The sequence below is a fragment of the Agromyces sp. ISL-38 genome (assembly GCF_018613935.1).
Lineage (GTDB): Bacteria > Actinomycetota > Actinomycetes > Actinomycetales > Microbacteriaceae > Agromyces.
In genome coordinates, this window is the sequence record NZ_JAGGPF010000010.1 from 607,610 (window position 1) to 632,504 (window position 24,895).

The following is a 24,895-nucleotide window of genomic DNA, read 5'->3' on the forward strand; positions in this document are numbered from 1 at the left end:
GATCGCACGTGTGGCTGGTGGAGGGGGCAAGGGCGATTCGAGGATCCCGGTCGAGGATCGTCTCTTCAGTCTCGTGCTCGCGTTGCTCGCAACCGAGACCGGGCTGCTGAAGGCCGAGATCCTCTCGACGGTGCGTGGCTATGCCGAGCGTTTCGACACCTCGGGGCAGAACGCCAACCTCGAGCGGCAGTTCGAGCGCGACAAAGACGACATCCGCGAGCTCGGCATCCCGCTCGAGACCGTGGAGTCGCCCGATCGGCCCGGCGACAACCAGGCCCTGCGATATCGCATCCCGAAGGGGCAGTACGACCTGCCCGACGAGGTGCGCTTCACTCCCGACGAGCTCGCGCTGCTCGGCCTCGCCGCAGAGGTCTGGCGCGAGGCATCCCTCTCGGCCGACTCCCAGCGCGCGCTCACCAAGCTGCGCTCGCTCGGCATCGAGCCTCGTGACCCCGTCATCGGCTATGCGCCGAGGCTCCGAGTTCGGGATGCCGCGTTCGAACCGCTCCGCCAGGCACTCGACCGTCGCCAGACGGTGCGATTCCGGTACTTCAAGCCCGGGGAGCCCGAGGCGAGGCTCCGCACGGTCAATCCGCTCGCGGTCATCCTCCACGAGAGCCGTTGGCATCTGCACGCGTTCGACCTCGACGCCAACGGCCCCCGCACGTTCCTGCTCTCCCGCATCATCAAAGCGGTGACTCCGGTCGCCGGTTCCACGTTCGAGGCGCCGCCTGCCGGCATCCAAGACCGGGTGATCGCCGAGCTCAACGAACTCCGGTTGCGGAACAGTGCCGACCTCGCGGTCACCGCCGGTAGCGACGCCGAGGTGCGACTCGGCAAGCGAGCCGTCGAGGGCGACGAAGACGCCGGCGTCATCCGGCTCCATTACACGGATGCCGCAGTGCTGGCCGATGAGCTCGCCGCCTACGGTCCCGAGGTGCGCGTGCTCTCACCCGAGTCATTGCGTGAGGCGGTGCGCGAGCGCTTACGCGCCGTCGCCGCGGCCCACCGCGACGGCGTGGAGGAGGCATCCTGATGGCCAAGCGCACCAAGCCCCTGAAGGCGCCCGACAAGCTCGTCTTCCTGCTCTCGTTCGTGCCCTACCTGCTCGAACAGCGGGTCGTCGACGTGGCGGAGGCCGCCCAGCACTTCGGGATGACCGAAGAAGAGATCCGCGATGCAGTGCGTCTCATCGCAACCTCGGGCCTGCCCGGCGCCACGGGCACCTACCAGCCGAACGATCTCTTCGACATCGACTGGGACTCGTTCGAAGACGATGACGTGATCGTGATCGTGCACCATGTCGCGATCGACGACGCACCGAGGCTCTCGGCGCGTGAGGCCGCGGCGCTCATCGCGGGCCTGCAATACCTCTCGGCTTCGCCCGAGAACGCGAGCAGCGCCTCGCTCGCCTCGCTCATGGCGAAACTCACGGCGGGGGCCTCCGCAGCACCAAGTCGACTCGCCGTTGCCGAGACCGAGGCCGACTCGTCGCTCGCCGTCATCCGCAGCGCGGTGACCGGCGGCCGACAGCTCGAGTTCGACTACCGCAACGCACTCGGGCAGGCGGGTCGCCGTCGCGTCGATCCGTTGCGCATCCTCTCGCAAGACGCCGACTGGTACCTGCAGGCCTACTGCCACACGCGCGAAGACGTGCGCAACTTCCGCGTCGACCGCATGAGCGGTCTCGCGGTGACCGAAGTGCCGATCGACGACCATTCCGATCGTGAGGTGCCTGACACGCTCTTCCAGGTCTCGGACTCCGACCTCGACGTCGTCGTCGACGTCGCCCCCGAGACGATTCCGTTGCTCGCCGATTACCTCGCCGACTCCACATCCGTCGAGGTCGACGGGCGGATGCGGGTGACGCTGCGGCTCGCCCACGTGCATGGGTTGAAGCGGCTCGTCGCGGGCCTGCCGGGCCTCGTCACGGTCGTCGCACCGGCCGAGGCGCGCGCCGTCGTAGCCGAGTGGGCGACCGCCGGACTCGCGGGATATGGTGACGAGGCGCCCCCGCTCGGCGACGAGAACGGCGCGGAGACCCCCGACAGGTAGACTGTCGTCACCCATCCTCCGAGAAACGGACGAACACCTATGTGGCAAGGCTTCACTGGTTGGCACGCGCTGATCATCCTCGTGGTCATCCTGCTGCTCTTCGGCGCGCCCAAGCTCCCCGCGCTCGCGCGCAGCCTCGGCCAGTCGATGAAGATCCTGAAGAGCGAGGTGCGCTCCGACAAGGTTGACGGCGAAGCGCCCGCCGCAGGCGACGCGCCGGCCAGCTCCGAAGAGCCGGATTCCGGCAAGAAGTCCTGACTCCGGTGACCGCGGTGAAAGATCGCGGCGAGAAGAACCGCGAGAAGCGGATGTCGCTCGGTCAGCATCTGATCGAGCTGCGCAAGCGCCTCTTCATCTCCGCGATCGCAATCGTCGTCGGCGCAGGCCTGGGCTGGTGGCTCACCGACCTGTTCGTCTGGAAGGCGATCCAGGAACCCGTGCAGCGCGTTGCCGATGCGCAGGGCTCCGACACGGCGATCATCTTCCCGACGATCTCGAGCGGGTTCGACCTGCTCCTGCAGATCGCGTTCACGCTCGGTCTCGTGATCTCGAGCCCGGTGTGGCTGTACCAGATCTTCGCATTCCTCGTGCCGGGGCTGAACAAGCGTGAACGCCGCTTCACGCTCGCCTTCTTCGCGACGGCGATCCCGCTGTTCTTCGCGGGCTGTGCCGCCGGATGGTTCGTGCTGCCGAACATCGTCAAGCTCATGACGGGCTTCGTGCCCGAAGGTGCATTGTCGCTCCTGACCGCGAAGGAGTACATCGACTTCGTCCTGAAGCTCGTGGTCGCGATCGGCGTCGCCTTCGTCGTGCCGGTCTTCATCGTGCTGTTGAACGCCGCGGGCATTCTCAGCGCCGCGGCGATCATCAAGTCGTGGCGGGTCGCGATCCTCGTGATCGTGCTCTTCACGGCCATCGCGACGCCGTCGGCCGACATCGTGTCGATGTTCATGCTGGCGATCCCGATGATCGCGCTGTACTTCGCGGCGTGGTTCATCGCCCATTTGCACGATCGCCGTGTCGAACGGCGGAACGCCCGCGAATTCGGGGCGGCTGTCTAGGCTGGAGGGGTGATGAGCCTCTCGCCGTCCGAGCGCTACGCGCTTTCGCGTCAGGAACGCCGCCAGCCTCGGCTCGCCGAGTTCGCCGCCGGGCTCCGGTTCGAGCTCGACCCGTTCCAGCGCGCGTCGTGTGCGTCGCTCGACGAGGGGCGCAGCGTGCTCGTCGCCGCGCCCACCGGTGCCGGCAAGACGATCGTGGCCGAGTTCGCCCTGTACCTGGCGATGCAGGCCAGCCACGAGAAGGTCTTCTACACCACGCCGATCAAGGCGCTCAGCAACCAGAAGTACCAGGAGTTCGTCGACACATGGGGTGCCGACAAGGTCGGCCTGCTCACGGGCGACACGAACATCAACTCAGGTGCGCGCATCGTGGTGATGACCACCGAGGTGCTCCGCAACATGCTCTACGCCGACTCGCCACTCCTCGATCGGCTCGCATACGTGGTCATGGACGAGGTGCACTACCTCGCCGACCGGTTCCGCGGTGCCGTCTGGGAAGAGGTGATCATCCACCTCCCCGAAGCGGTGCGACTCGTCTCGCTCAGCGCGACCGTGTCGAACGCCGAGGAGTTCGGTGACTGGTTGCAGGCCGTGCGCGGTGACACCGACGTGATCGTCTCCGAGGAGCGTCCGGTGCCACTCGAGCAGCATGTGCTCGTGAAGGCGAAGCTGCTCGACCTGTTCGATTCTTCAGGCCCGGTGGCCACGCACCGGGTGAACCCCGAACTGCAGCGCCTCGCGAGGGCCGGCGGTCGCTCGATCACGGCGCGCTCCGAGCGCGGCCGTCGCGGCGGCGATCGGGGGCGGTACCACCAGCCAGGGCAGGGCAGCGGCCGCGCCGACCGGCCCGAGGTGGTCGCGCTCCTGCAGGGCAAGAACCTGCTCCCCGCGATCGTGTTCATCTTCTCGCGGGCGGGCTGCGATCAAGCTGTTCGCCAGGTGCTGCAATCCGGCATCCGGCTCACTGAATCGCACGAGCGCGCCGAGATCAAGGCGATCGTCGAGGAGCGGGCACGGATGCTGCGCGACGAGGATCTCGCCGTGCTCGGCTACTGGGAGTGGCTCGAAGGCCTCGAACGGGGCGTCGCGGCGCACCACGCGGGCATGCTGCCGGCCTTCAAGGAGATCGTCGAGGATCTCTTCCAGAGAAAGCTCCTGAAGGTCGTCTTCGCGACCGAGACGCTCGCCCTGGGCGTCAACATGCCGGCGCGCTCGGTCGTGCTCGAGAAGCTCGAGAAGTTCAACGGCGAAGCGAGAGTGCCGATCACACCGGGGGAGTACACCCAGCTCACCGGCCGCGCCGGCCGGCGCGGCATCGATGTCGAGGGGCACTCGGTGATCCAGTGGGTCGACGGCCTCGACCCCGAGTCGGTCGCCTCACTCGCGTCCCGGCGAAGCTATCCGATGAACTCGAGCTTCAAGCCGACGTACAACATGGCCGTCAACCTCATCGACCAGTTCGGACGCGAGCGCACTCGCCAGATCCTCGAACTCTCGTTCGCGCAGTTCCAAGCCGATCGTGCGGTCGTCGATCTCGCCCGCACCCTGCGCAAGCAGGAGGAGTCGATGGTCGGGTTCGAGGAGGCGATGCGGTGTCACCTCGGCGACTTCGGCGAGTACGCGGCCTTACGGCGGCGCATCGGCGAGCTCGAGCGGCAGGCGTCGAAAGGCAATCCCTCGCACGGCCAGCGCGAGCGGATGCAGCGTGAGCTGACCGCTGCACGCAAGGCGATGCGCGCGCACCCGTGCCACGGCTGCGCAGAGCGCGAGCAGCACGCACGGTGGGCCGAGCGATGGTGGCGACTGAAGCAGGAGCACGAGCAGTTGTCGCGGCAGATCCGCACCCGCACCGGGCAGGTCGCCAAGCGCTTCGACCGGGTCGCCGAGGTGCTCGAGTCCCTCCGGTACCTCGAGTACGACAAGCACGGCGCCCTCGTGTCGACCTCCGCGGGTCGCATCCTGAAACGCATCTACGGTGAGCGCGACCTGCTGGTGGCGGAATCGCTGCGGCGCGGGCTGTGGGACGGCCTCGACACCGCGGGCCTCGCCGCGATGGCCGCCGCGCTCGTCTACGAGCCGCGCCGCGACGACCGCGGCGAGCAGTACCGATTGCCGCGCGCCGGCTTCCGTGAGGCGTTCGAGCGAACGCTCGACGTCTGGAGCGAGCTCGACCAGCTCGAACGCGAACATCGGCTCGCGGGCAGCGAGCAGCCGTCGCCGGCACTCTCGTCGGCGATGTACGCGTGGGCGCGCGGGGCCGCGCTGGGCAACGTGCTCGACGACACCGAACTCGCCGCGGGCGATTTCGTACGCCTCACGAAGCAAGTGGTCGACCTGCTCGATCAGGTGTCGATCGTCGCCGACGCCGAGCTCGGTGCGACCGCTCGAGCCGCCATCGACACGGTGCGCCGTGGCGTTGTGGCGTACGGCTCGCTGGGCTGATCACACCCGCTGGTCGCCTAGGCTGAACGAGTGCCCGAGAAACTCCAGCGTCCTGTGCTGCCGACTTGGGCCGCCGTTCTCGTTGCTGTCGCCGGCGGCACCGTCTACGACCTCGGCTTTCCCGGCGCGAGCGTCTGGCCGCTCGCATTCCTCGGCATTGGGCTCGCACTGGTCAGCCTGATCGGCCGTACCTCATGGTCGGCGCTGCTCGTGGGCTTCGCCTTCGGCCTCACGTTCTACCTGCTGCAGGTGTCGTGGACCTCGCTGTACCTCGGCCCGGTGCCGTGGCTCGCGCTGTCGTTCCTCGAATCGACGTTCGTCGCGGCGGGCGCGGTGCTGATCGCGCTCGCGTACCGGTGGCTGCCGCAGGCGAGTCCGTCACGGTGGGTGCGACTGATCTGGCTGCCACTGCTCGTTGCGGGCCTCTGGTGCGTGCGCGAAGCCGCGACGGGATCGGTGCCCTACGGCGGCTTCCCCTGGGGCCGTGCGGCGCTCAGCCAGTCCGAGAGCCCGTTCGCCGACGTGGTCTCCTGGATCGGGTCGACCGGACTCAGCTTCGTGATGGTCGCGATCGTGGCCGCGCTGATCGAGTGGGTGCGACTGCGAGGATGGCGCGACCTGCGCACCGCCGTGCCGGCTGCAGCGGTCATCATCGTCGCGATGGTGCTCCCCGCGTGGCCGACGACGCCCAACGGAGAACTCACGGTGGCGAGCGTGCAGGGCGATGGCCCGGCCGGATACTTCGACGAACGGTCACCCGGAGACGTCCTCGCCGCGCAGCTCGACGCGACCGAACCGATCCTCGACGAGTCGGGCATCGACGTGCTCCTGTGGCCCGAGGGCGGCTCAGACGTTGATCCGATGCGAAGCACGGAGACCGCGCGCATCTTCGATTCACTGAGCGCGCGCCTCGATGCACCCGTGATCCTCAATACCGTGACGAGCCTCGACGAGAAGTTCTTCAACACCTCGCTGCTCTGGCGCGCAGGAGAGGGGGCGGTCGCGAGCTACGACAAGCAGAATCCGGTGCCCTTCGGGGAGTACATCCCCGATCGATGGTTCTACGAGTCGCTTGCCCCCGACCTCGTCGGGCTGATCCAGCGCGGCTATACCCCCGGCACCACCCCGCCCGTCTTCGATCTCGGTGATGCCGTGACGGGCCTCGCGATCTGTTTCGACGTGATCTATGACGAGCTCATCTGGCAAGGGGCGCGCGAGGGCGCCGAGCTCTACATGTTCCAGACCAACAACGCCGATTTCCGCGGCACTGACGAGAACGAACAGCAACTTGCCATCGCGCGGCTCCGCGCGATCGAGACCGGGCGCTCCGTCGTGAACATCTCGACGGTCGGCACGAGCCAGGTGATCGATCCGACGGGGCGCACCATCGATTCGCTGCCCGCCTATGAAGAGGGGGCGATGGTGACCGAGGTCGAGCTTCGTGAAGGCCTGACACCCGCGGTCGCGATCGGCGGAGGCATCCCGTTCCTCGTCATCATCGGCGCGCTGGGCGGGCTGATCGCCGCGGCAGTGCTCGCGAAACGGCGAGCAGCCGCGGCGTGGTTCGCGTCTACGCGCCGATCTTCTGCTGACCCCGACGGGCGCGCAGGTAGTTGAGCCGCTCCTCGAGCAACTCTTCGAGTTCGGCGCGCGTGCGGCGCTCGAGCAGCATGTCCCAGTGGGTTCGGGCGACCTTCTCACCCGAACGGTCGATCTCGACCGGCTTGGAGTCGACGAGCAGCGTCGCGGCTGCACCGCAGAAGCGGCACTCCCACGTCTCGGGGAGCTCAGCCTCGGTCGAGAACGTCATCACCGTCTCGCGGCCGCACACCTCGCAACGGTAGGTGTAGTCGGCGCGGTCGGCGAACACTACGCCGTCCTCGCTCTGCAGGCTCTGGGCGCCGATTCGCATGCCCCGAAGGCTCCTGTCCGCCATGGCGTACTCCTCTCGATCCTCTTCAGGTATAGACGATCAAGCTGGGCATTCCCTTGCCGCAGGCTGATGGATTGCCGGGGAATTCTCAGCTTCGAGAGGAAATAACCTCGAGCGCGACGTCGGGGCGGTCAGTGACGAGTCCATCGATGCCGAGGTCGAGCAGTCGTGCCATGTCAGCGCGTTCGTTGACGGTCCAGACGTGCACCTCGCTGCCGGCCCGTTGCACCGCCTCCACGAAGCGGGGTGTCACGAGCCGAATCCTGCCCGAGCGCTCGGGAATCTGCAGGGCACCTGCACCGCGCAGCGCGCGAACGAGTCGAGCATCCGGCCCCGCGAACACCGCGATGCGGGCACGGATGACGCCGGCGCTGCCGGCCGACGTTGCGACGCCCGGTACGAGCGACGCGAGCCGGAGCCGACGCCGCTCTGAGAAGCTCGTGAGCAGCACGCGGGACTCGGCGCGAGTGCGTATGACGGCTGAGACGACAGGCTCCACCGCCCGCTCGACTTTCACATCGATGTTGAATCGCGTCTCGGGGAACGCGTCGAGCGCCTCTTCGAGCGAGCAGAAGCCCTGGCCTCGACCGAGATCGACGCGGCCGAGCTCTGCCATCGCCAGTTGCGCCACCGTGATGTCTCGACCGGCCACGCGCAGGAGCGACGGGTCATGAGCGACGACCGCCGTTTCGTCGCGACTGACGTGCACATCGGTTTCGATGTACTGCACGCCGATGGCGACGGCCTTCTCGAACGCGAGGAGCGTGTTCTCAGGCGCGTCGACCGCGAAGCCGCGATGGGCGAGCACACGCGGCCCGATCGGTTCGAAGTACGTGGACGCCACGCTCGGCGTCAGCTCCTGGGCGGCGAGGAGTCATGCGGGCCGTCTTGCGACGGCACGAACGCTCGCCCGATGCCCTTCAGCGCCTCGGTGAGCTCGCTCGGCACGATCCAGAGCTTGTTCGACTCGCCCTGCGCGATCTGGGGGAGCATCTGCAGGTACTGGTACGCGAGGAGCTTGGGGTCGGGATCGCCTTGGTGAATGGCCTCGAAGACCTTGAGGATCGCCTCCGCCTCACCCTGAGCTCGAAGGACTGCCGCTTGCGCGTACCCCTCGGCCTGGAGGATGGCGGCCTGGCGGGCGCCTTCTGCAGTGAGGATCGCAGACTGCTTGGTTCCCTCCGCGGTGAGGATCAGCGCGCGGCGGTCGCGCTCGGCGCGCATCTGCTTCTCCATCGAGTCCTGAATAGAGTGGGGCGGGTCGATCGCCTTGAGCTCGACTCGGGAGACGCGGATGCCCCACTTGCCGGTGGCTTCATCGAGCACGACGCGAAGCTGCCCGTTGATGTTGTCGCGCGACGTGAGCGCCTCTTCGAGATTCAATCCGCCGACCACGTTTCGGAGTGTCGTGGTGGTCAGCTGTTCGACCGCACCGAGATAGTTGGCGATCTCGTACGTCGCAGCCCTGGCATCCGTGACCTGGAAGTAGACGACGGTGTCGATCGACACGACCAGGTTGTCTTCGGTGATGACCGGTTGCGGAGGGAACGAGACGACGGTCTCGCGCATGTCGACGAGCGGGCGCACCCGATCGATGAACGGCACGAGGATGTTCAAGCCCGGCATGAGGGTCTTGTGATAGCGACCGAGCCGCTCGACGACGCCGGCGTAGGCCTGCGGGATGATGCGGATCGCACGAACCAGGACGACAAGGACGAAGATCCCGACGACGATCAGTAGCGCGATGACGAAGATCTGGCCGACGAATCCCTCGATGCCGATCATGGTGAGCTCCTCTGCGGTTGAACGAACGGCGGCTTCAAGCGCTTTCGCGCTCGGCGGGAACGATGACGACGGTCGCGCCGTCGACGAGGACGACGCGAACGGATGCCCCGGTGTCGACGAGGCGTTGGGCCGCTTCGGGTGCGAGCCGCGCCGTCCACGTCTCGCCGTTGGCAAGCTTGACGAGCCCGGTCGTGTCCGCGACGGGGGAGACGACCCGCCCCGACATCCCGTGCAGTGCGGCGATGTTGCTCAGTGCCGGGTCTGCCCCTCGGCGCATGTAGCGGAGCATGACGGGGCGGATGGTGAGGAGGAGCAACACCGAGACGCCGGCGGCGACGAGGAACTGCACCCACCATTCCCAGCCGAGGAGATTCGCGCCGAGACCGGCGACCGAACCGAAGGCGATCATGAGGAAGGTGAACTCGAGCGTCAGGAGTTCGATGATCACGGCGATCAAGATCAGGATGAGCCATGCGATCCAGACGTACTGGGTGAGGTCCACCACCATGCGATCGCCCCTTCGACATCCTCTGTGTTGAACCTATCACCGGGGGGTCGGGCGGCATGCCTACGCGTTCGGCGTGCTGCGCTCGATAGGCACGACGACTGCGGTCGCACCGTCGATGCCGGTGACGAGCACGCGCTCGCCCACGGAGACATCCGACTGCTCGGTGATGGGGGAGAGGCGAGCCGTCCAGACCTCTCCATTCTGGAGACGAACCTGGCCGCCCGTTGGGGTGACTGTGCGCACCGCCGATCCATCGGCACCGATGAGCGCGTCGACATTGCTGCGCGCCGGATCGCCGCCACGGCGGAGCAGCCTCAGCAGCGGCGGCCGGAGGGCCAGGATGAGCACGACGGAGACGACCGCTGCAATGAGGAACTGTGCCCACCAGGGGATGCCGAACAGTCCGGAGAGGAGCCCGGCGACGCTGCCGAGGGCCATCATCAGGAACGTCATCTCGAGCGTGAACACCTCGATCGTGGCGAACGCGAGGATCAGGACAAGCCAGACGATCCAGGCGTACTGGGTCAGCACATCCAATTGCTCTCCTTCGCACCCGCCCTCTTCCGAAACTAGCAGTGCGGAACTCGAGACGGGGGAGTTGATAGTCTCGGTTCGGCGTCCTGCCCACGGGACCGAGGGTCCCATTTCCGAAGCTTCGAGGAGTCGACTCGTGACCAACCCACTCGCCCCCGATTCGCTCGCCGGGCGTGTCGCCCTCGTGACGGGTTCATCGCGCGGCATCGGCGCCGACACGGTGCGCTACCTCGCCGGAGCTGGTGCCGCCGTCGTCGTGAACTTCCGCAACAAGGAGGCCAGGGCCGCGAAGCTCGTCGACGAGATCGTCGCTGCCGGCGGCCGGGCGATCGCGGTGGGTGCCGACCTGACGGATCCTGCATCGGTCGCTGCGATGTTCGAGCGCACGGTGGCCGAGCTCGGTCCCATCGACATCCTCGTCTTGAATGCCTCGGGCGGCATGGAGTCGGGCATGGGGGAGGACTACGCGATGCGCCTCAACCGCGACGCGCAGGTGAACGTGGTCGACGGAGCACTCCCGCATCTCGCCGATGGCGCTCGCATCGTGTTCGTCACAAGCCACCAGGCGCACTTCATCCGCACGACGCCGACGATGCCCGAGTACGAGCCGGTCGCGCTGTCGAAGCGTGCTGGTGAAGACGCACTGCGGGAGAAGATCCCCGCCATCGAGGCGGCCGGATTCGAGTTCGTGGTCGTCTCCGGCGACATGATCGAGGGCACGATCACCGCGACCCTGCTCGAGCGAGCGAACCCCGGCGCGATCGAGGCTCGCAAGCAAGACGCGGGTCGTCTCTTCAACGTGGCGGAGTTCGCCGCCGAGGTGGCCTCCGCCGCGGTGGAGCCGGTGCCGTCCGAGCACACGCGCTATGTGGGGGACACCTCGGGGTTCAACCGCGAGGTGTGACCCTCTGACGTGATGAGGCCGGCCCGGAGCATCCGGGCCGGCCTCATCGTCGTTCGCCTGGAGTCACACCGTCGCCGGCGCGCCGCGACCGAACGTGAACGCCCGCACGATCTGCATGATGCCGAGCACGATGAGGCTGATGCCGGCGATGATGAACAACACGATGGCGGCCCAGAGCGGCGAGAAGAGCAGCACGATTCCGGCGATGATGCTGAGGATGCCGAAGAAGATCGCCCACCCTCTCGACGGGGCATCGCCGAGCTGCGCGAGGGCGACGACGCCCTCGACGATCCAGAGGACGCCGATGAGTACGCCGATGAAGACCGCGAGGAAGACGGCTGTCGCGGCGAGATTGGCGAAGGCGAGGATGCCGCCGACGAGGAACAGGATGCCGAGGATGATGTCCATGGCCCTCGCGCCGCCGGAGATGCCCTTCGAGAAGATGCCGAGACCCAGGTAGGCGATGCCGGCGATCACGAGGTAGATCGCAAGCATCACCGTGAGCACCACAGCGGAATCCTTCGGCCAGAACGTGATCAAGAGGCCGATGATGAGCGCCGTGGCACCGGTGATGCCGAGCGTCGTGCGCACCGTGTTGATGGCCTGCTTGGACAGGCTCGAGGCGTCGAGAGAGAACGAGGCGAACATCGCGTTGGGCTGCGGAGTAGACATGGAGTGTCCTTTCTGGCAACGATGACGTGCGGGATCAGGGTATTCCTCACAATCGGCTGGGTGTTGGATGTGTCCCGCGAGTCTTGGCGCCTCCTGATGCGACTCATGCCCGCGTAGGGTCGATGCAGACGACCGCTGCGATCTGCGGAGGGATCCGGGGGCGATATTGCGGAGGTGCTCGATGAAGGCGGTGATCCTGCACATCGACGAGTGCGCAAACTGGGCAGAAGCAGGCCGAAGCCTCCGCGCGGCCCTCGACGCGACCGGGCACGGCGACGTCCCCATCACCTACACCCTCCTCGATTCCCCTGATGAGGCGGAGCAAGTTCCATTCGCAGGTTCGCCGACGATCCTCATCGACGGCGCCGACCTCTTTCCATCCGGCGGACGCACCAGTGACCTCGCGTGCCGGGTGTACAAGACGCCCGACGGCCTCGCTGGTCGACCCACGCGAGAACAGCTCGAACAGGCCCTGGCCGCTCGCGATTGACGTCGGGGGAGACGGACTCGGGCTCAGACCTCTTCGTCGAGCAGTTGTACGAGCGCGGCGAGGTCTGTTTCGAGGCTGTGCTGGACATCCTGTCCGAACTGGAGCGCCGCAGCGGAAGAATACGCCGTCGTATGGGCAACTTGAATCATGCGAAGCCAGCCTCTTCGGATGACCGCCGGACGCTCATCGCAGCACGGCGGCGACCGCGCTGATCTCGACGAGCGCGCCGGGCACGCCCAGCCCGGCGACACGCGCCGCGGTCACCAGAGCCGGTTCATCGGACGCGAGTTCGGATGCGATCGCGCCGTACCCCGCCGCAAGATCGACGCCGTCGACGAAGAGCACCGTCCACTGCACGACGTCGCCGAGCGTCGCGTCGGCCGCTTCGAGCGCGGTCTTCGCGTTCTCCAGGGCGCGTGCAGACTGCACGGCAACGTCATCCCCGCCAACGAGCGAGCCATTGACGTCGACGGCATTCTGACCGCCGACGTAGATGGTGGTTGCGCCAGGCGGCACGATGGCCACGTGGCTGAAGGCCGGGCTCGAGACGAGCCCTTCGGGACGGATGCGCTGGATGGCTGCCATGCCCGTACGATCGCACGGACCACCGACACCGGGGCTCCGCCAGACCCGGCGTACACTGACTCGCATGTCGAGACGGCCGACCAGCATGAGGGCCGTCGTCTATGACCAGTACGGCTCACCCGACCAGCTGAGAGTCGAGGAGGTTCCGATGCCGTCGCCGGGCGCGAAGCAGGTGCTCATCGAGGTCGTCGCGACATCCGTCAATCTCTCGGACTGGGAGAGTCTGACCGGAAGCCCGGCATACGCGCGATTCGGGGGACTGCGAACCCCCGCGCATCGGGTTCTCGGGTCGGACATCGCCGGGCGGGTCGCAGCAGTCGGCTCGGACGTCACCGGTGTCGTCGTCGGCGACGAGGTCTACGGAGACAATCTGGGACTCATGGGCGGTTTCGCCGAATACGCGGTGGCACCCGAAGCGGCGCTCGCACGCAAGCCTCGGGAGTTGACGTTCGCTGAGGCCTCCGCGCTGCCCCAGGCCGCCTCGATCGCTCTTCAGGGCACCGCCCGCTCGCGCCCCGGGCTACGCGTGCTGATCAACGGGGCGGGCGGCGGAACAGGGTCCTTCGCGATCCAGCTCGCCTCGCGCTCCGGGGCACACGTGACCGGCGTCGACAACGCGGGCAAGCTTGATTTCATGCGGGAACTCGGCGCCGACGAAGTAGTCGACTATCGCAGCGAGGACTTCACCCGGCTCGAACCGTACGACCTGGTGCTCGATCTTGTCGCCCACCGATCCGTGTTCGCCTACCGACGGGCGTTGGCTCGGGGCGGCCGATACCTCTGCGTCGGTGGACCGGTTCGAACCTTGCTGCGGGTTGTGACGGTCGGGGCGGCGCTCGGCCTGCTTACCGGACGCCGACTGGGGGTCCTGGTTGTAAGGCAGGGGCCGGAGCACTTCGAGCCCGTCGCTGAGCGTTGCGTCGCCGGCGACCTTCGCATCCACATCGATCGAGTCTTCCCGCTCGACGAGGTGCCGCAGGCGCTCGCCCACGTTGGTGAGGGGCGCGCACTCGGCAAGGTGGTCGTCACCCCATAGAGCGTCTCGAGTTCGTCGCTCAACGCAATGCCACGGTCTGGATCGATGCCGAGCCGGGTTCTCCCCACCGAATCGAGCTCCCGACGCTTGATCGGTAGAGGCGCGTAGAGAATCGAAGGATGACGGCCACTGTGTCAGCCGCTGATGGTTGGATGAGCGCATGTCAGAACGACGTGGCGGTGCGCCTCCCTCTGAGACCACGTCGACGATCAGCGACGAGGATTGGTACGCCCGCGAGTTCGGCGGCGCGGAGTATTCCGACGTGCGATTCGTCGACATCGACCTCACCGAGGCATCGAATTCCGGCGCGACCTTCACCAACTGCGTCTTCGTCAATGTGAAGTTCAACGTCTCTTCCCACGAATCCACCGCGTTCGTGAACTGCACGTTCCGCGGCTGCAACTTCTTCGACGCGACCTTCACCGGCTGCAAGCTCATCGGCAGCATTTTCGACAGCTGCGACTTCAGCATCCTGAAGGTCCATGGCGGCGACTGGTCGTTTACGGGGTTCCGTCGCGCGGAGCTCCAGGGCGTCGAATTCACAGGTGTACGACTCCGCGAGGCCGACTTTACGAACGCGCGATGCGCCCGCTCGACCTTTGCTGGCTGTGACTTCTCCGGTTCCGTGTTGCACGGCGCTGACTTCGCTGACGCCGATCTGCGTGGGAGCGCCCTCGGCGAGATCGACCCGCTCACGGTGAATCTTCGAGGCGCCTCGGTTACTGGCGACCAGGCTGCTGAGATTGCACGTGGGCTCGGGCTGGTCGTCGACGAAGTCTAAGGAAGACTCTGTGTCGCGAACTTCACATCAGATTGATACAGCTCCTGGATCGCCGCTCGAGACGATCGACGCTCCGACTGTTTTCGCAACTACCTGGTGCGCGCACTGGTCTGCGTAGCGTGATCGATTGGTTGAACCAATTCTCCCTAGCCGAATTCATTGGGCACGAAGACGGCCGCCGGCGTGCGCTTGAGTTGGTCTCAGCTGGGCGGCCGAATCTGACGACGACGCCGACGATGATCGTCTGCGGAATCACACGGGATCCTGCGAGTCGCATCTGATTCCCGACGAAGGCGATCGAGTCTGTGCCAAATCGGGCTGGTCTCCAAATCCCGCGAGATCTCGCAGGCATCTGGGTTCTCAATCGGAATGGAGGCCGAATGGCCCTGCCGCCGATAATGCACATTATGTCCGAATGATGAGGCATTATTGCAGCAGATGCACGATCCGGATGCTGAGCACTTCCCCGGTGCGGCGACTATGCCAGGTTGTCCGATATTCCATCTGATCAGTGACTTCTGCGAACCCCGAACCAGTTGACCTGACCCGTTCTTTTGGTTCGACAGTATTTGCGCGTCGTCGAGACCATCGCGTTTGGCTAATGGTTGCGTGAATCGTTCATCGAATGCAAGAATCAGCCATTGAATGCACGAGGTTGGAGGGCTGCATGCTGGTGGATGACCGTGGCCGGGTGGTTCGCGAGGACGTTATTCGCATGCTCCATCCTGAGGAACAGACCGTCCGCGACATGCTCAACGGGTGGCGGAACTAGCAGCTGAGCCGCAACCTCTCCTTCCAGACGATCGAGCAGCGCGAACGGCTCGTCGAACGATTCCTCGCTGCGACGAATGAGTACCCATGGAACTGGACGCCGACCCACGCCGATGAGTTCTTCGCTGATCGACGTGTTCTCCATCAGAACAAGCGCTCGACTATCCGCTCCTATCAGAACGCAATCAGCCTGTTCTGCGATTACGTGTCCGACCCGGGCTACGGCTGGGATCGATGGTGCCTCCAGTACTTCGGCACCCACCCGACGCAGATCTGCCATGAGTGGAATACCGCGACACACGTGCAAGATGCTGAGCACGGCGGCGACAAGCGCCCTTTTACGCGCAGCGAGCTGCAGTTGCTCTTCGACCGCGCTGACGATGAAGTCGACAGCATCGCGCGATGGCACCGCAAGGGATGGTTGCCGGCATTTCGCGACAGCGTGATCCTGAAAATTGCCTATGCCTATGGCCTGCGCCGAAACGAGGTGCGCCATCTCCAGACCGTCGACTTCAGCAAGAACCCCTATGCGCCGGAGTTCAAAGGCTTCGGGCACCTGAACGTCAGATTCGGAAAGGCGATGAAACGATCCGGGCACAAGCAACGGAACGTGCTCGCCACCCTCCCCTGGTCCACGTCAATTCTTGAGGAGTGGCTCGAACGCGGCCACCAACAACTCTCGGGCAGCGGCCCAGATCTCTTCACAACCGAGCGGGGATCCCTTGTCTCACAAGCTGCCCTGAGTGCCCGATTCCGCCGGTATCGTGACGACCTCGGATTCGGCCCAGAACTCGACTTCCACTCCCTGCGCCGCTCCTACGTGACTCATCACATCGAAGATGGTTGGGACGCTCGATTCGTGCAAGAGCAAGTCGGTCACGAATACGCGTCGACGACAAGCATCTACACCGGCGTCTCGAGCGACTACCGCACCAAGATCCTTCGCGCGACGCTCGATGGAACGCTCGGCGCAGCACTCCAGCGCAGGAACGACGACAAGGACGAAGACGATGAGACGCACCGTTAGCTACGAATGGACCCTGGCTGAGCTCATGGCTAGAAACGGGATGCACAACACAACCGACCTGGCATCCCACCTCAAAGAACGCGACATCAACCTCTCCCCCTCGCAGGTGTACCGGCTCGTCACACAGCGGCCAGAGCGAATCTCGCTGCAGATCCTCGCCGCGCTCTGCGACATCTTCCACTGCACTCCCGCAGATCTGGTCGTCACGCACGCCGCGGACAACCAGATCAAGCAGGCCGTCAACGCCCCCGTCATCGACTTGAACGCACAAGTCCGCCCTCGACGGGCACACGTGCACATCGACGATGACTGAGCCGCAACCCGCCCGCCGTCCCCGCGGCCGGCCGCGTACGACAGGACGGTTCATCTGCGACCGATGTGGCCGTGCGTGCGCGAAGATCGCCGTGCACTGGCCCGACGGCGCCATCTGCGGGATCTGCCACTACGACGCCACACACACCCGCGGTCAATGCCCCGAATGCCGCAGCGACCGGATGCTCCCTGGCCGAAACGGCGCCGGCCAGCCCGTCTGCGTTGAATGCGCCGGAATCACTCAACGATACGAATGCTCCACCTGCGGAAACGAACGACCACCGTTCCGCACCCGCCAGTGCATCCAATGCAGCCTCGAGTCCGATCTCAACGACCTTCTCAGACCCAACGCCAGCACGAAGACCCGCGAACTCACCACCCTGCGGGACCGCCTCGTCTCGGTAAGCCGACCAGAGAGCATCCACACATGGATGCGCAACCCGCAAGTACAGGGCTTGCTCACCCACCTCGGCGACGACGCGACCGCGCTCAGCCATGAGGCGCTCGACGCACTCCCCCGCAACAACGCGGTGCAGCATTTCCGCGCGATCCTGGTCGACCTGACGCTCCTGCCTCCGCGGGACGAGGCCATCAGCCGATTCGAACACTGGCTCGAGCAGAAATTCACGCCGCTCGAACCTTCCATCAAGAAGCCCGTTGAGCGGTTTGCGACCTGGCACCATCTCCGCCGCATCCGAAACGCCAGCTCGGACCACAGCAACAGCCACGCCGCGGTGCACAATGCAAAACAAGAAGTCACTGTCGCCATCAACTTCCTGACCTGGCTCGCCAATAATCGCGGGCGCGGCATCGCAGCATGCACACAGACAGACGTCGACCGATGGCTCGCCGACGGTCCGACAACGCACTTCACCGTGCGCTCATTTCTCGTCTTCGCCGTCGACAAGCGACTCTGCCCTCAGGTCGACGTACCCAAACGCGCAGCCCGATCCACACGCCGACTTACAGCCGAAGAGCGACTCGACTGGATTCGCACGTGCCTGGTCGACGACGTCGACACGGTTGCCGGCCGCTGCGCCGCGATGCTCGTCCTCCTCTTCGCGCAACCTGTTGTACGCGTCGTCGGGCTTCGCGCCGACGCACTCTCGACCATCAACGGACGCCTCCACATCCGCTTTGCCGACGAACCGTTCGAGGTACCCGAACTCTTCGCCAGGTTGCTTCGCACCCACGTCGCCAAACGAGCGCGAACACGAACGCAGACATCCGCGAGCAACCCCTACCTCTTCCCGGGCGGGCGGGCCGGCACGCACCTCACCCAGGGCCACCTCAGGAACCGGATGACCGACCTCGGAATCAACGTGCTCGCCGCACGCAACGGTGCCCTCGACCAGCTCGTCAAGGAAATGCCCGCACCACTCGTCGCCGATGCCCTCGGCTACAGCTACGCAGCGACCACGCTCCACGAGCAGCACGTCGGCAAGGGCTTCGAACGATATGCGGCGCTCAACTCGGCCCATGGAACGCGCGCCGACCTACTCGAGCGTTGAGTCACGCCCTGACGCTCGTCGATCAATTCCTGGATGTGTCAACGACGGGTCGGCGCCGCGTTCGCGTGATGCTCGTGTCTGCCAGATAATCCACAGAATGAATGCCGACAGCGCCGTCGCTACGCCAACGAGAGCGAGCGTCGTCGAGATGATACTTCCCGCGGTGTCGATGTCGCGGACCACGTTGGCGATTCCGATGGACATGGCGCTGTACGGGAGAAGCACGGAAACGGAAGCGGTCGAGAATAGCAGCATGGCGATGAGTACCAGCCTTCGCCGTGGATTTAGGCGACCCGGGCCATCCATGCGTTCTTTGCGAATCGCGAGCCCGATCGCTCCGAAACCGATCGCCAGCCAAATGGTGAACATCACCAGGAACTGTGTTCTATTGGGCTCTGGAAGACCTCCGAAGGCCTCCACAATGTTCTGGCTGATCGTCTGCGGCATGAGGAGGAGCAAGTCGAACGTGCCAACGAGGAACGGTCCTGCCATGGCCACTCCCCCAGTTAGCCACAACTGCCGGGTGGCAATTTTCGTGTTCACCATGTGTTCTACCAATTGCAATAGGCCGGCGGCGCAGGCGTTTGGAACACTCTACCCACGCCGTTCACCTTCAATTTGGATCTGAGGATCTGGAGAAATCAAGATCCCAGCTATTCGGTTCGGACGGCCCGCCGTCCACCCGGCGCGCCTACCCGCAACCACTCACGACATGGCGGGCCCCAATATCGACAGATCGAATACTGCTTCTCACCGATAGTAAATCCCCAGTCTGCAAAAGATGCAGGAACTGGCGCGCTCGAGCCCGCGAACAAGGCCCGCAAAGGGATCCCTCAGCGGGAACATAAGAGGTGCCCGGCATTCACAAATGTGACTCAATACCCCCCGGCACGCTATGACTGCGACAGTGTTCGCCGAGAAGTGTTTCCGAGACATCAGCGCTGCCGCAAGCCACCAACTTCTTTTGTCCTTGCAGCTCCCGGCCGGTGTCTCGGAAAGCTGAAATTGATCGAGACGTTTGCCAGCCGCTCCTGTCGAGCTGCACGCGACGCGCGCAACGCGGGGCGCACACTCGTTGTGGATGTACCGGGCTCGACGAACTTGTCGCTCTCTGGAGCAAGTTGAAGTAGGTCATCGCCGGCTTGGGCCGTGCTCGAGGGGATCAGGCGAGGACGACGACGTGTTTCCCTGGCTGACCGCCGGAGGTGAGCGCGCGTTGCGCGGCCGCGACGCCGTCCAGTCCCCGGTGGGTACTGGCAATGGTGACATGGAGGCTCCCGGCTTCGATCGCCCTGAGGTACTGGTCGAGCGCGGCGGCCGGGAGGTCTTGGGCGGTGCCGGAGTAGCTGGTGAGCCGAACGCCGGAGGGGATGCTGAACGGTGAGAAGTCAGGGATGGTCCACTGCCCGGTGAGTGCGCCGACGAAGCAGACGGTGCCGGCCGGGCGGACGAGGGACAGTGTGGCGGGCAGTGCGGTGGCGCTGACGAATTCGAGCGCCGCATCCAGTCCTGTCGGGGCAATGGCCTGGACGGTGGTGGAGAGCGTGGCGTCGTCGAGGATGGGGTGGTCGGCGCCGGCGTGTGTGAGGAGATCGAGGCTGGCTGGGTTGCGGGTGGTGGCGATGACGGTGGCGCCGAGCTGGAGTGCAATCGCGATCGCTGTCAGTCCGACGGTGGAGGTCCCGCCGTGGACGAGGATGCTCTGCCCGGGTTGCAGTTGCAGTGCGGTGGCGAGCGTGCCGTGCGCGGTTTGTAGCATTTCGGGCAAGGCGCCGAGGGTTTCCCACGGCAGGTCGCTGGCGAAGGGAATAACGTTCCTGGCGTCGACGACGGTGTATTCGGCGTAGCTGCCGTCGATGGAGCGGCCGAGGCCGCCCATCATCGTTGCGACCTTCTGGCCCGGTTCGAGGTCGACACCATCTCCGACAGCGTCAACCACACCGACCGCTTCTATGCCGAGGATGCGGGGGAAGGTGAAGTCGGCGTTGGATTTGCCTACCCGGCTGGTGGCCTCGGATTCGTTGATCCCGAACGCCATCACCCGGATACGGACCCACCCGGGTCGCACCTCGGGGATCGGCACGTCGCTGACGGTGAGACCGTCGATGTCTACGGGGTCGGTGAGGCGAATTGCGCGCATCGTGTCAGGCATCATTCTGCTCCTTCTTGTGGAATGGGTGATCGGCGGACGGTAGCGCGACGAGAGCTTCGTAGGCCTGGCGCACGGTCTCTTCGTCGAGCGGACTGTCGGGGTGGATCACGCGGTGACTCCACCAGCCCCACAGCAGGGCATTGACGGCAAGGGCTGTGCGATCCGGGAGTACGCGGTGGAGCATCACGAGTGACTCCGCCTCGACAGTGCGGAGCACGTCTTCCACCTTCGGGTTACGGGCCCCGTAGTGGCGTATTTCCTCGTAGAGGCGAATGTCGACGAGGCTCGGGCTCGTCGCACCGATCGTGGCGTCGACGAGCACATCGACGACGTCTGCGCTGGTGCGGGCATCACGCAGCGGTGCTGCGTAGCGGGGTTCAAGTTCGCCTCGGGTCGAGTCGAAGGCGCTCACGATCAGGCCCTCGAGGCTGGGGAAGTAGTAGGTCATCGACCCCAGCGGCACCCCGGCGTGCGAGGCGATGCGCCGATACGACGCCGCGTGCACCCCGTCGGCCCTGATCACATCAAGAGTCGCCTGCAGAATGCGGGACCGTCTTCCCGGGTCGTTCGGTTTCCCTCGGCGCACATTTTCTCCAATGTCAGACCAAGTGCGTACACTCGTACGTACCCGGTTTCAATCTAGCTCAGGACGAAGGAGATCGCATGATTGGCGAGGAACTGCAGCAGCGCGCGCGGGCACGAGTTGACGAGCTTCCCGGCGCGAGCCTGGAGCATCCGTTCGGGCCCGACTGGGAGGTCTTCAAGGTGCGGGACAAGGTCTTCATGCTGATGACGGATGTCACCGGTGAGCCGATCGTGATTCTGAAGACCGATCCGGAGGACGGCAAGGCCCTTCAGGAGCAGCATGACGACATCACTCCCGGGTACCACATGAACAAGAAGCACTGGATCACGCTGCACCCCTCAGGCGACCTGCAGACACAGCTGATCGATGATCTGGTCACGGATTCGTATCTGCTCGTCGTGGAGAACCTCCCGCACGCGAAGCGCCCGGTCGACCCTGCCACATTCGGGCGGGATAACCGGTGACGCTCTCTGGGGCGCGGCTGCAGCAGATCGCCCGCGACACCGCGGCGTCACTTGCCGACGTGAGCCACGGGCATCCGTTCACCCCGCACCTGGACGTATGGAAAGTGCGCGACAAAGTCTTCCTCATCGTCACCGATGACGACCCTGATCTGCAGATCATCACTCTGAAGATCGACCCGCACCACGGGGACGCGCTCCGCCGCGACCACGACACGATCACCCCCGGGCACTACCTCGACAAACGACACTGGATCTCCATCGGGCCCGGGACCGGGATCACGACACAGCTGATCGAGAACCTCATCCACACTTCCTACGACCTCGCGGACGGTCATCACCCGGAGCAGTCGTGAACGACACACCATCCCTCTTCGATGTCGATGACGCCTCACGGCCGCTCGCTGACCGGCTCCGGCCTCGCACCCTGCAGGACGTCGTCGGGCAGGACCATCTGCTCACAGCAGATGCCCCGATCGGCCGGATGGTGGATGCGCAGCGGCTGGTGTCAATGGTGTTGTGGGGTCCACCGGGGTGCGGGAAGACCACGATCGCACGGCTTCTCGCTGAGCAGACCGACCTCGCGTTCGAACCGCTGTCCGCCACTTTCTCGGGCGTCGCCGACCTCCGGAAAGTGTTCTCCGCGGCGCAGCGCCGGCGCGAGCTCGGTCAGGGCACATTGCTCTTCGTCGATGAGATCCACCGCTTCAACCGCGCCCAGCAGGACTCGTTCCTGCCCTACGTCGAGGACGGCACCATCATCCTCGTCGGCGCCACGACGGAGAACCCCAGCTTCGAACTCAACGGAGCACTCCTGTCCCGAACCCAGGTCTTCGTCCTGAAACGCCTCGACGACGCCGCGCTCGAGACCCTCATCACTCGCGCCGAGGACCTCCTCAGTGCACCGCTGCCGCTGACGGATGATGCCCGGCAGGCGTTGGTTGCGATGGCGGACGGTGACGGCCGGTACCTGTTGAACATGATCGAGCAAGTGCATGGCCTTCCCGCGCCCGTGGACACAGCGGTGCTTGCTGCGGCTGTGCAGAAACGGGCGCCGTTGTATGACAAGGCGCAGGAAGGTCATTACAACCTCATCTCCGCGCTCCACAAAGCCATGCGCGGCTCTGACCCGGACGCGGCCTTGTACTGGTTGGCGCGGATGCTCGACGGAGGTGAGGACCCCTTGTTCATCGCCCGCCGGATCACCCGGTTCGCGACCGAAGACATCGGCATGGCCGACCCGCACGCCGTCCAGCAGGCCCTCGCCGCCTGGGACGTCTACGAACGCCTCGGCTCACCCGAAGGCGAACTCGCCATCGCGCAAGCCGTCATCTACCTCGCGACAGCGCCAAAATCCATCGGTGTGTACCGCGGGTTCAACAAAGCGCGCGCTGCGGCGAAACGCACCGGGTCGTTGATGCCGCCGGCGCACATCCTGAACGCCCCGACCCGTCTGATGAAAGACCTCGGCTACGGCGACGGGTACCAGTACGACCCCGACACCGAGACCGGATTCTCCGGCGCGAACTACTTCCCCGACACCATGCCCCGGGAAACCTTCTACGAACCCACCACTGGCGGCTACGAACGCGCCATCAGCGAACGGCTGCACCACTGGGCGCGGCTCCGAGCAGCACCACCCGTACCCCAGACACCGCACGCATCCGACACCTCCTCGAAAGGACCAGTCACATGACCAACCTTCCGGCCCCGCACGCCGTCCGCTCCTGGCTCGGAATCCCCTACGCCACAGCAGAACGCTTCCACAGCCCCACCCTCGTGCCGTTCGACCCCGACCTGCCCTACGACCAGAAGGGCCCAGCCCCGCTCCAAGCCGGGGACACCAGCTGGCTCGAAGCCGACAACGGCTTCAGCGAGGACTGCCTGAACCTCAACGTCTGGGCCCCCGAGGACGCCGGCAACGAGCCGTTGCCCGTGGTCGTCTACATCTTCGGCGGCGGGTGGGTGCTGGGCGCGAACACGCAGACCACCTCGAACGCGTCCGGCCTCGCCGCGACCGGACGAGCTGTCGGGGTCTCCCTGAACTATCGGCTCGGCCCGTTCGGATGGCTGTCACTCTCCCAATACGGCGGTGCACTCGAAGAGGCCACGAACCTCGGCCTGCAAGACATCATCACCGCTCTGCGGTGGGTGCGGGAGAACATCTCCCGATTCGGCGGCGACCCCGGCAACGTCACCGTCACCGGCCACAGCGCCGGCGCCTTCTCCGCCCTCAGCCTGCTTGCCGCCCCCTCGGCCGACGGCCTCTACCACCACCTCGCCGCATTCTCCGGCATGCCGTCACGCCAGGTGCCGGCGTGGGGGGCAGAAGAGCGCGCGCTGGCGGTCCTCACCGCGCTTGGGGTGCAAGACGATCCCGAGCAGTTGCTGAACGTCGACGCAAAGCTGCTCGCCGAGACGATGAGCGAGACGCTATCGTCAGACCCTGGCGCTCCGCACGGGGTCGATAACGAAGCTATCGCGATCGTCGATGACCGGGCCCAGCCGAACGGCATCCTCGCCGATCATCCCCTGAAGGTCCTCGAGTCCGGACGGCACCGAGACGTCGACATCCTCTTCAGCAGCACCACTCACGAGACCGACTGGTGGGTCCTCAACAAGACCGATGAATTCGACCCCGGCAGCATCGACGACCTGGTCGAGGAATTCGCCGCCCGGAACCGCATCCCACGCAGCCGCGCCCGGAAGATCGTCGCCGCATACGACGTAGATGGGCGCACCCCCGTCGAGGCCCGCGGGGCATTGCTCACCGACTTCTCCTTCACCCTGCCTCAGGTCCGTGGCGCGCTCGCACACGCCGCAGCCGGCGGAAACGCGCACTTGTTATCGGTGGGGTCGGTCGAAGGGGCACACGCGGTACATGGCACGGAGATGTTCGGCATAGTTGGACAGGAGCGCCCCGACGCCAGCGACGAGCAGATCGTCCGCGACACCTTTGTCCGCGACACCGTCCTCGCACTCGCCGAGGGGAACATCAACGACATGTGGGACGCGGTGACAGCGGAGCCCACCACGAAAGGCATCGGCAACCCGCCCTATGACCCCACCACCCATGCGGTCCAAGTCCTGAACACGTTCGACGGCATCGAACGTCCCTGAGTCTGGATGCTCGCCCGTGAGTGCGGTGCATCCGCACCCACGGGCCGCCCTCACCCAAAGCATCTGCTGATTGCGCTTTACTTCCCTCGAGAGATGAACGGATCGCGGTCGGATCTGCAAGGCGCAAACTCCGCCATTCAGAGATGAAAAAACGCCGCCGAAGAGCGGC

General features: G+C 65.5%; 29 protein-coding genes. 17 read left to right on the plus strand and 12 right to left on the minus strand.

The genetic code is table 11. The features are described from left to right. Nucleotides 1-10 precede the first annotated feature (10 nt). Genes J7E25_RS13075 through lnt form a run of 6 tightly spaced genes read left to right on the plus strand, consistent with a single transcriptional unit; the run spans nt 11 to nt 7,175 of the window. Entirely contained in the window at nt 11-1,036 is a 1,026-nt protein-coding gene (locus J7E25_RS13075; RefSeq protein WP_308164556.1) for a WYL domain-containing protein, read from the plus strand. Next, nucleotides 1,036-2,055, plus strand: coding sequence for a YafY family protein (locus tag J7E25_RS13080; RefSeq protein ID WP_214870544.1), 1,020 nt, complete (start codon nt 1,036-1,038; stop codon nt 2,053-2,055). Before J7E25_RS13075 ends, J7E25_RS13080 begins: the two co-directional genes overlap by 1 nt. Nucleotides 2,056-2,094: 39 nt before the next feature. Beyond that, nucleotides 2,095-2,313 carry a twin-arginine translocase TatA/TatE family subunit gene (gene tatA, locus J7E25_RS13085; RefSeq protein ID WP_214870545.1) on the plus strand — a complete coding sequence of 73 codons (219 nt, stop codon included), beginning with the start codon at nt 2,095-2,097 and terminating at the stop codon, nt 2,311-2,313. A 50-nt stretch (nt 2,314-2,363) separates the two neighbouring features. Further along, the gene (gene tatC / locus J7E25_RS13090; protein WP_214870634.1) at nt 2,364-3,116 is read left to right on the plus strand and encodes a twin-arginine translocase subunit TatC; all 753 of its coding nucleotides are present in this window, start codon (nt 2,364-2,366) and stop codon (nt 3,114-3,116) included. Between the two features lie 12 nt (nt 3,117-3,128). Beyond that, nucleotides 3,129-5,558, plus strand: a complete 2,430-nt coding sequence (locus J7E25_RS13095) for an RNA helicase (RefSeq protein ID WP_214870546.1) — start codon at nt 3,129-3,131, stop codon at nt 5,556-5,558. Between the two features lie 30 nt (nt 5,559-5,588). Beyond that, a complete protein-coding gene (gene lnt, locus J7E25_RS13100; protein ID WP_214870547.1) occupies nt 5,589-7,175 on the plus strand; it encodes an apolipoprotein N-acyltransferase in 1,587 nt (528 codons plus the stop codon). On the opposite strand, the gene J7E25_RS13105 is transcribed toward lnt, so the two are convergent. The 5 genes from J7E25_RS13105 to J7E25_RS13125 all read right to left on the minus strand — a co-directional run bounded on the left by J7E25_RS13105 (nt 7,129) and on the right by J7E25_RS13125 (nt 10,315). Next, nucleotides 7,129-7,494, minus strand: coding sequence for an RNA polymerase-binding protein RbpA (locus J7E25_RS13105; protein ID WP_129520650.1), 366 nt, complete (start codon nt 7,492-7,494; stop codon nt 7,129-7,131). The two genes, lnt and J7E25_RS13105, sit on opposite strands and share 47 nt — an antisense overlap. An 85-nt stretch (nt 7,495-7,579) precedes the next feature. Next, nucleotides 7,580-8,335: a glycerophosphodiester phosphodiesterase gene (locus J7E25_RS13110; protein WP_214870548.1), complete on the minus strand. Its 756-nt coding sequence runs from the start codon at nt 8,333-8,335 to the stop codon at nt 7,580-7,582. Nucleotides 8,336-8,343: 8 nt separating this feature from the next. After that, nucleotides 8,344-9,276, minus strand: a complete 933-nt coding sequence (locus J7E25_RS13115; protein WP_214870549.1) for an SPFH domain-containing protein — start codon at nt 9,274-9,276, stop codon at nt 8,344-8,346. A gap of 34 nt (nt 9,277-9,310) precedes the next feature. Next, on the minus strand, nt 9,311-9,784 hold the full coding sequence (locus tag J7E25_RS13120; protein WP_214870550.1) for an NfeD family protein: 474 nt from the start codon (nt 9,782-9,784) through the stop codon (nt 9,311-9,313). A 60-nt stretch (nt 9,785-9,844) separates the two neighbouring features. Further along, the gene (locus J7E25_RS13125; RefSeq protein ID WP_308164567.1) at nt 9,845-10,315 is read right to left on the minus strand and encodes an NfeD family protein; all 471 of its coding nucleotides are present in this window, start codon (nt 10,313-10,315) and stop codon (nt 9,845-9,847) included. A gap of 139 nt (nt 10,316-10,454) precedes the next feature. Between J7E25_RS13125 and J7E25_RS13130 the strand changes: the two genes are divergently transcribed. After that, on the plus strand, nt 10,455-11,222 hold the full coding sequence (locus J7E25_RS13130; RefSeq protein ID WP_214870552.1) for an SDR family oxidoreductase: 768 nt from the start codon (nt 10,455-10,457) through the stop codon (nt 11,220-11,222). Nucleotides 11,223-11,285: 63 nt separating this feature from the next. Here the strand turns inward: J7E25_RS13130 and J7E25_RS13135 are convergent, their stop codons facing one another. Then, entirely contained in the window at nt 11,286-11,894 is a 609-nt protein-coding gene (locus tag J7E25_RS13135) for an HdeD family acid-resistance protein (RefSeq protein WP_251039006.1), read from the minus strand. Between the two features lie 181 nt (nt 11,895-12,075). Here J7E25_RS13135 and J7E25_RS13140 point away from each other — a divergent pair, with 181 nt between their 5' ends. Further along, nucleotides 12,076-12,384, plus strand: coding sequence for a thioredoxin family protein (locus tag J7E25_RS13140; protein WP_214870553.1), 309 nt, complete (start codon nt 12,076-12,078; stop codon nt 12,382-12,384). A 23-nt stretch (nt 12,385-12,407) separates the two neighbouring features. Here J7E25_RS13140 and J7E25_RS18220 read toward each other — a convergent pair whose 3' ends face one another. Further along, complete coding sequence (locus tag J7E25_RS18220; RefSeq protein WP_285289841.1) at nt 12,408-12,533, minus strand: hypothetical protein; 126 nt, start codon at nt 12,531-12,533, stop codon at nt 12,408-12,410. A 34-nt stretch (nt 12,534-12,567) separates the two neighbouring features. Then, nucleotides 12,568-12,969, minus strand: a complete 402-nt coding sequence (locus J7E25_RS13145; protein ID WP_214870554.1) for a RidA family protein — start codon at nt 12,967-12,969, stop codon at nt 12,568-12,570. 64 nt (nt 12,970-13,033) lie between these two features. On the opposite strand from J7E25_RS13145, the gene J7E25_RS13150 reads away from it, so the two are divergent. Both J7E25_RS13150 and J7E25_RS13155 read left to right on the plus strand, forming a co-directional pair. Continuing rightward, nucleotides 13,034-14,005, plus strand: coding sequence for an NAD(P)-dependent alcohol dehydrogenase (locus tag J7E25_RS13150; RefSeq protein ID WP_251039007.1), 972 nt, complete (start codon nt 13,034-13,036; stop codon nt 14,003-14,005). Between the two features lie 148 nt (nt 14,006-14,153). Next, a complete protein-coding gene (locus J7E25_RS13155) occupies nt 14,154-14,786 on the plus strand; it encodes a pentapeptide repeat-containing protein (protein ID WP_251039008.1) in 633 nt (210 codons plus the stop codon). 634 nt (nt 14,787-15,420) lie between these two features. Here J7E25_RS13155 and J7E25_RS17940 read toward each other — a convergent pair. Next, nucleotides 15,421-15,702: a hypothetical protein gene (locus J7E25_RS17940; protein WP_251039009.1), complete on the minus strand. Its 282-nt coding sequence runs from the start codon at nt 15,700-15,702 to the stop codon at nt 15,421-15,423. A 60-nt stretch (nt 15,703-15,762) separates the two neighbouring features. Between J7E25_RS17940 and J7E25_RS13160 the strand changes: the two genes are divergently transcribed. From J7E25_RS13160 to J7E25_RS13170, 3 genes are all read left to right on the plus strand, one after another. Further along, nucleotides 15,763-16,584: a tyrosine-type recombinase/integrase gene (locus J7E25_RS13160; RefSeq protein ID WP_308164557.1), complete on the plus strand. Its 822-nt coding sequence runs from the start codon at nt 15,763-15,765 to the stop codon at nt 16,582-16,584. A 25-nt stretch (nt 16,585-16,609) separates the two neighbouring features. Next, a complete protein-coding gene (locus J7E25_RS13165) occupies nt 16,610-16,897 on the plus strand; it encodes a helix-turn-helix transcriptional regulator (protein ID WP_285289852.1) in 288 nt (95 codons plus the stop codon). 91 nt (nt 16,898-16,988) lie between these two features. Next, nucleotides 16,989-18,407, plus strand: coding sequence for a recombinase XerD (locus J7E25_RS13170; protein WP_214870556.1), 1,419 nt, complete (start codon nt 16,989-16,991; stop codon nt 18,405-18,407). Here the strand turns inward: J7E25_RS13170 and J7E25_RS13175 are convergent. The 3 genes from J7E25_RS13175 to J7E25_RS13185 form a co-directional block, all read right to left on the minus strand. Further along, a complete protein-coding gene (locus J7E25_RS13175) occupies nt 18,393-18,953 on the minus strand; it encodes a hypothetical protein (protein WP_214870557.1) in 561 nt (186 codons plus the stop codon). The two genes, J7E25_RS13170 and J7E25_RS13175, sit on opposite strands and share 15 nt — an antisense overlap. Nucleotides 18,954-19,569: 616 nt before the next feature. Further along, on the minus strand, nt 19,570-20,559 hold the full coding sequence (locus J7E25_RS13180; protein WP_214870558.1) for a zinc-binding dehydrogenase: 990 nt from the start codon (nt 20,557-20,559) through the stop codon (nt 19,570-19,572). Next, nucleotides 20,552-21,145 carry a TetR family transcriptional regulator gene (locus tag J7E25_RS13185; protein WP_308164558.1) on the minus strand — a complete coding sequence of 198 codons (594 nt, stop codon included), beginning with the start codon at nt 21,143-21,145 and terminating at the stop codon, nt 20,552-20,554. The genes J7E25_RS13180 and J7E25_RS13185 overlap by 8 nt, the downstream gene beginning before the upstream one ends. 77 nt (nt 21,146-21,222) lie before the next feature. Here J7E25_RS13185 and J7E25_RS13190 point away from each other — a divergent pair, with 77 nt between their 5' ends. Genes J7E25_RS13190 through J7E25_RS13205 form a run of 4 tightly spaced genes read left to right on the plus strand, consistent with a single transcriptional unit; the run spans nt 21,223 to nt 24,726 of the window. Beyond that, nucleotides 21,223-21,609 carry an MmcQ/YjbR family DNA-binding protein gene (locus tag J7E25_RS13190; RefSeq protein WP_214870560.1) on the plus strand — a complete coding sequence of 129 codons (387 nt, stop codon included), beginning with the start codon at nt 21,223-21,225 and terminating at the stop codon, nt 21,607-21,609. Beyond that, nucleotides 21,606-21,962: an MmcQ/YjbR family DNA-binding protein gene (locus tag J7E25_RS13195; protein ID WP_214870561.1), complete on the plus strand. Its 357-nt coding sequence runs from the start codon at nt 21,606-21,608 to the stop codon at nt 21,960-21,962. Before J7E25_RS13190 ends, J7E25_RS13195 begins: the two co-directional genes overlap by 4 nt. Then, a complete protein-coding gene (locus J7E25_RS13200) occupies nt 21,959-23,302 on the plus strand; it encodes a replication-associated recombination protein A (RefSeq protein WP_214870562.1) in 1,344 nt (447 codons plus the stop codon). Before J7E25_RS13195 ends, J7E25_RS13200 begins: the two co-directional genes overlap by 4 nt. Continuing rightward, nucleotides 23,299-24,726 carry a carboxylesterase family protein gene (locus J7E25_RS13205; RefSeq protein ID WP_214870563.1) on the plus strand — a complete coding sequence of 476 codons (1,428 nt, stop codon included), beginning with the start codon at nt 23,299-23,301 and terminating at the stop codon, nt 24,724-24,726. The genes J7E25_RS13200 and J7E25_RS13205 overlap by 4 nt, the downstream gene beginning before the upstream one ends. The last annotated feature ends 169 nt before the right edge of the window (nt 24,727-24,895 follow it).

Coding starts and splice junctions, on each gene's coding strand:
- J7E25_RS17940 (WP_251039009.1), bottom strand. CDS start 15,702: ATGGAGAACACGTCGATCAGCGAAGAACTCATCGGCGTGGGTCGGCGT.
- J7E25_RS13140 (WP_214870553.1), top strand. CDS start 12,076: ATGAAGGCGGTGATCCTGCACATCGACGAGTGCGCAAACTGGGCAGAA.
- J7E25_RS13080 (WP_214870544.1), top strand. CDS start 1,036: ATGGCCAAGCGCACCAAGCCCCTGAAGGCGCCCGACAAGCTCGTCTTC.
- J7E25_RS13165 (WP_285289852.1), top strand. CDS start 16,610: ATGGCTAGAAACGGGATGCACAACACAACCGACCTGGCATCCCACCTC.
- J7E25_RS13205 (WP_214870563.1), top strand. CDS start 23,299: ATGACCAACCTTCCGGCCCCGCACGCCGTCCGCTCCTGGCTCGGAATC.
- J7E25_RS13180 (WP_214870558.1), bottom strand. CDS start 20,559: ATGCCTGACACGATGCGCGCAATTCGCCTCACCGACCCCGTAGACATC.
- tatC (WP_214870634.1), top strand. CDS start 2,364: ATGTCGCTCGGTCAGCATCTGATCGAGCTGCGCAAGCGCCTCTTCATC.
- tatA (WP_214870545.1), top strand. CDS start 2,095: ATGTGGCAAGGCTTCACTGGTTGGCACGCGCTGATCATCCTCGTGGTC.
- J7E25_RS13150 (WP_251039007.1), top strand. CDS start 13,034: ATGTCGAGACGGCCGACCAGCATGAGGGCCGTCGTCTATGACCAGTAC.
- J7E25_RS18220 (WP_285289841.1), bottom strand. CDS start 12,533: ATGATTCAAGTTGCCCATACGACGGCGTATTCTTCCGCTGCGGCGCTC.
- J7E25_RS13120 (WP_214870550.1), bottom strand. CDS start 9,784: ATGGTGGTGGACCTCACCCAGTACGTCTGGATCGCATGGCTCATCCTG.
- J7E25_RS13190 (WP_214870560.1), top strand. CDS start 21,223: ATGATTGGCGAGGAACTGCAGCAGCGCGCGCGGGCACGAGTTGACGAG.
- J7E25_RS13175 (WP_214870557.1), bottom strand. CDS start 18,953: ATGGTGAACACGAAAATTGCCACCCGGCAGTTGTGGCTAACTGGGGGA.
- J7E25_RS13115 (WP_214870549.1), bottom strand. CDS start 9,276: ATGATCGGCATCGAGGGATTCGTCGGCCAGATCTTCGTCATCGCGCTA.
- J7E25_RS13145 (WP_214870554.1), bottom strand. CDS start 12,969: ATGGCAGCCATCCAGCGCATCCGTCCCGAAGGGCTCGTCTCGAGCCCG.
- J7E25_RS13095 (WP_214870546.1), top strand. CDS start 3,129: ATGAGCCTCTCGCCGTCCGAGCGCTACGCGCTTTCGCGTCAGGAACGC.
- J7E25_RS13135 (WP_251039006.1), bottom strand. CDS start 11,894: ATGTCTACTCCGCAGCCCAACGCGATGTTCGCCTCGTTCTCTCTCGAC.
- J7E25_RS13105 (WP_129520650.1), bottom strand. CDS start 7,494: ATGGCGGACAGGAGCCTTCGGGGCATGCGAATCGGCGCCCAGAGCCTG.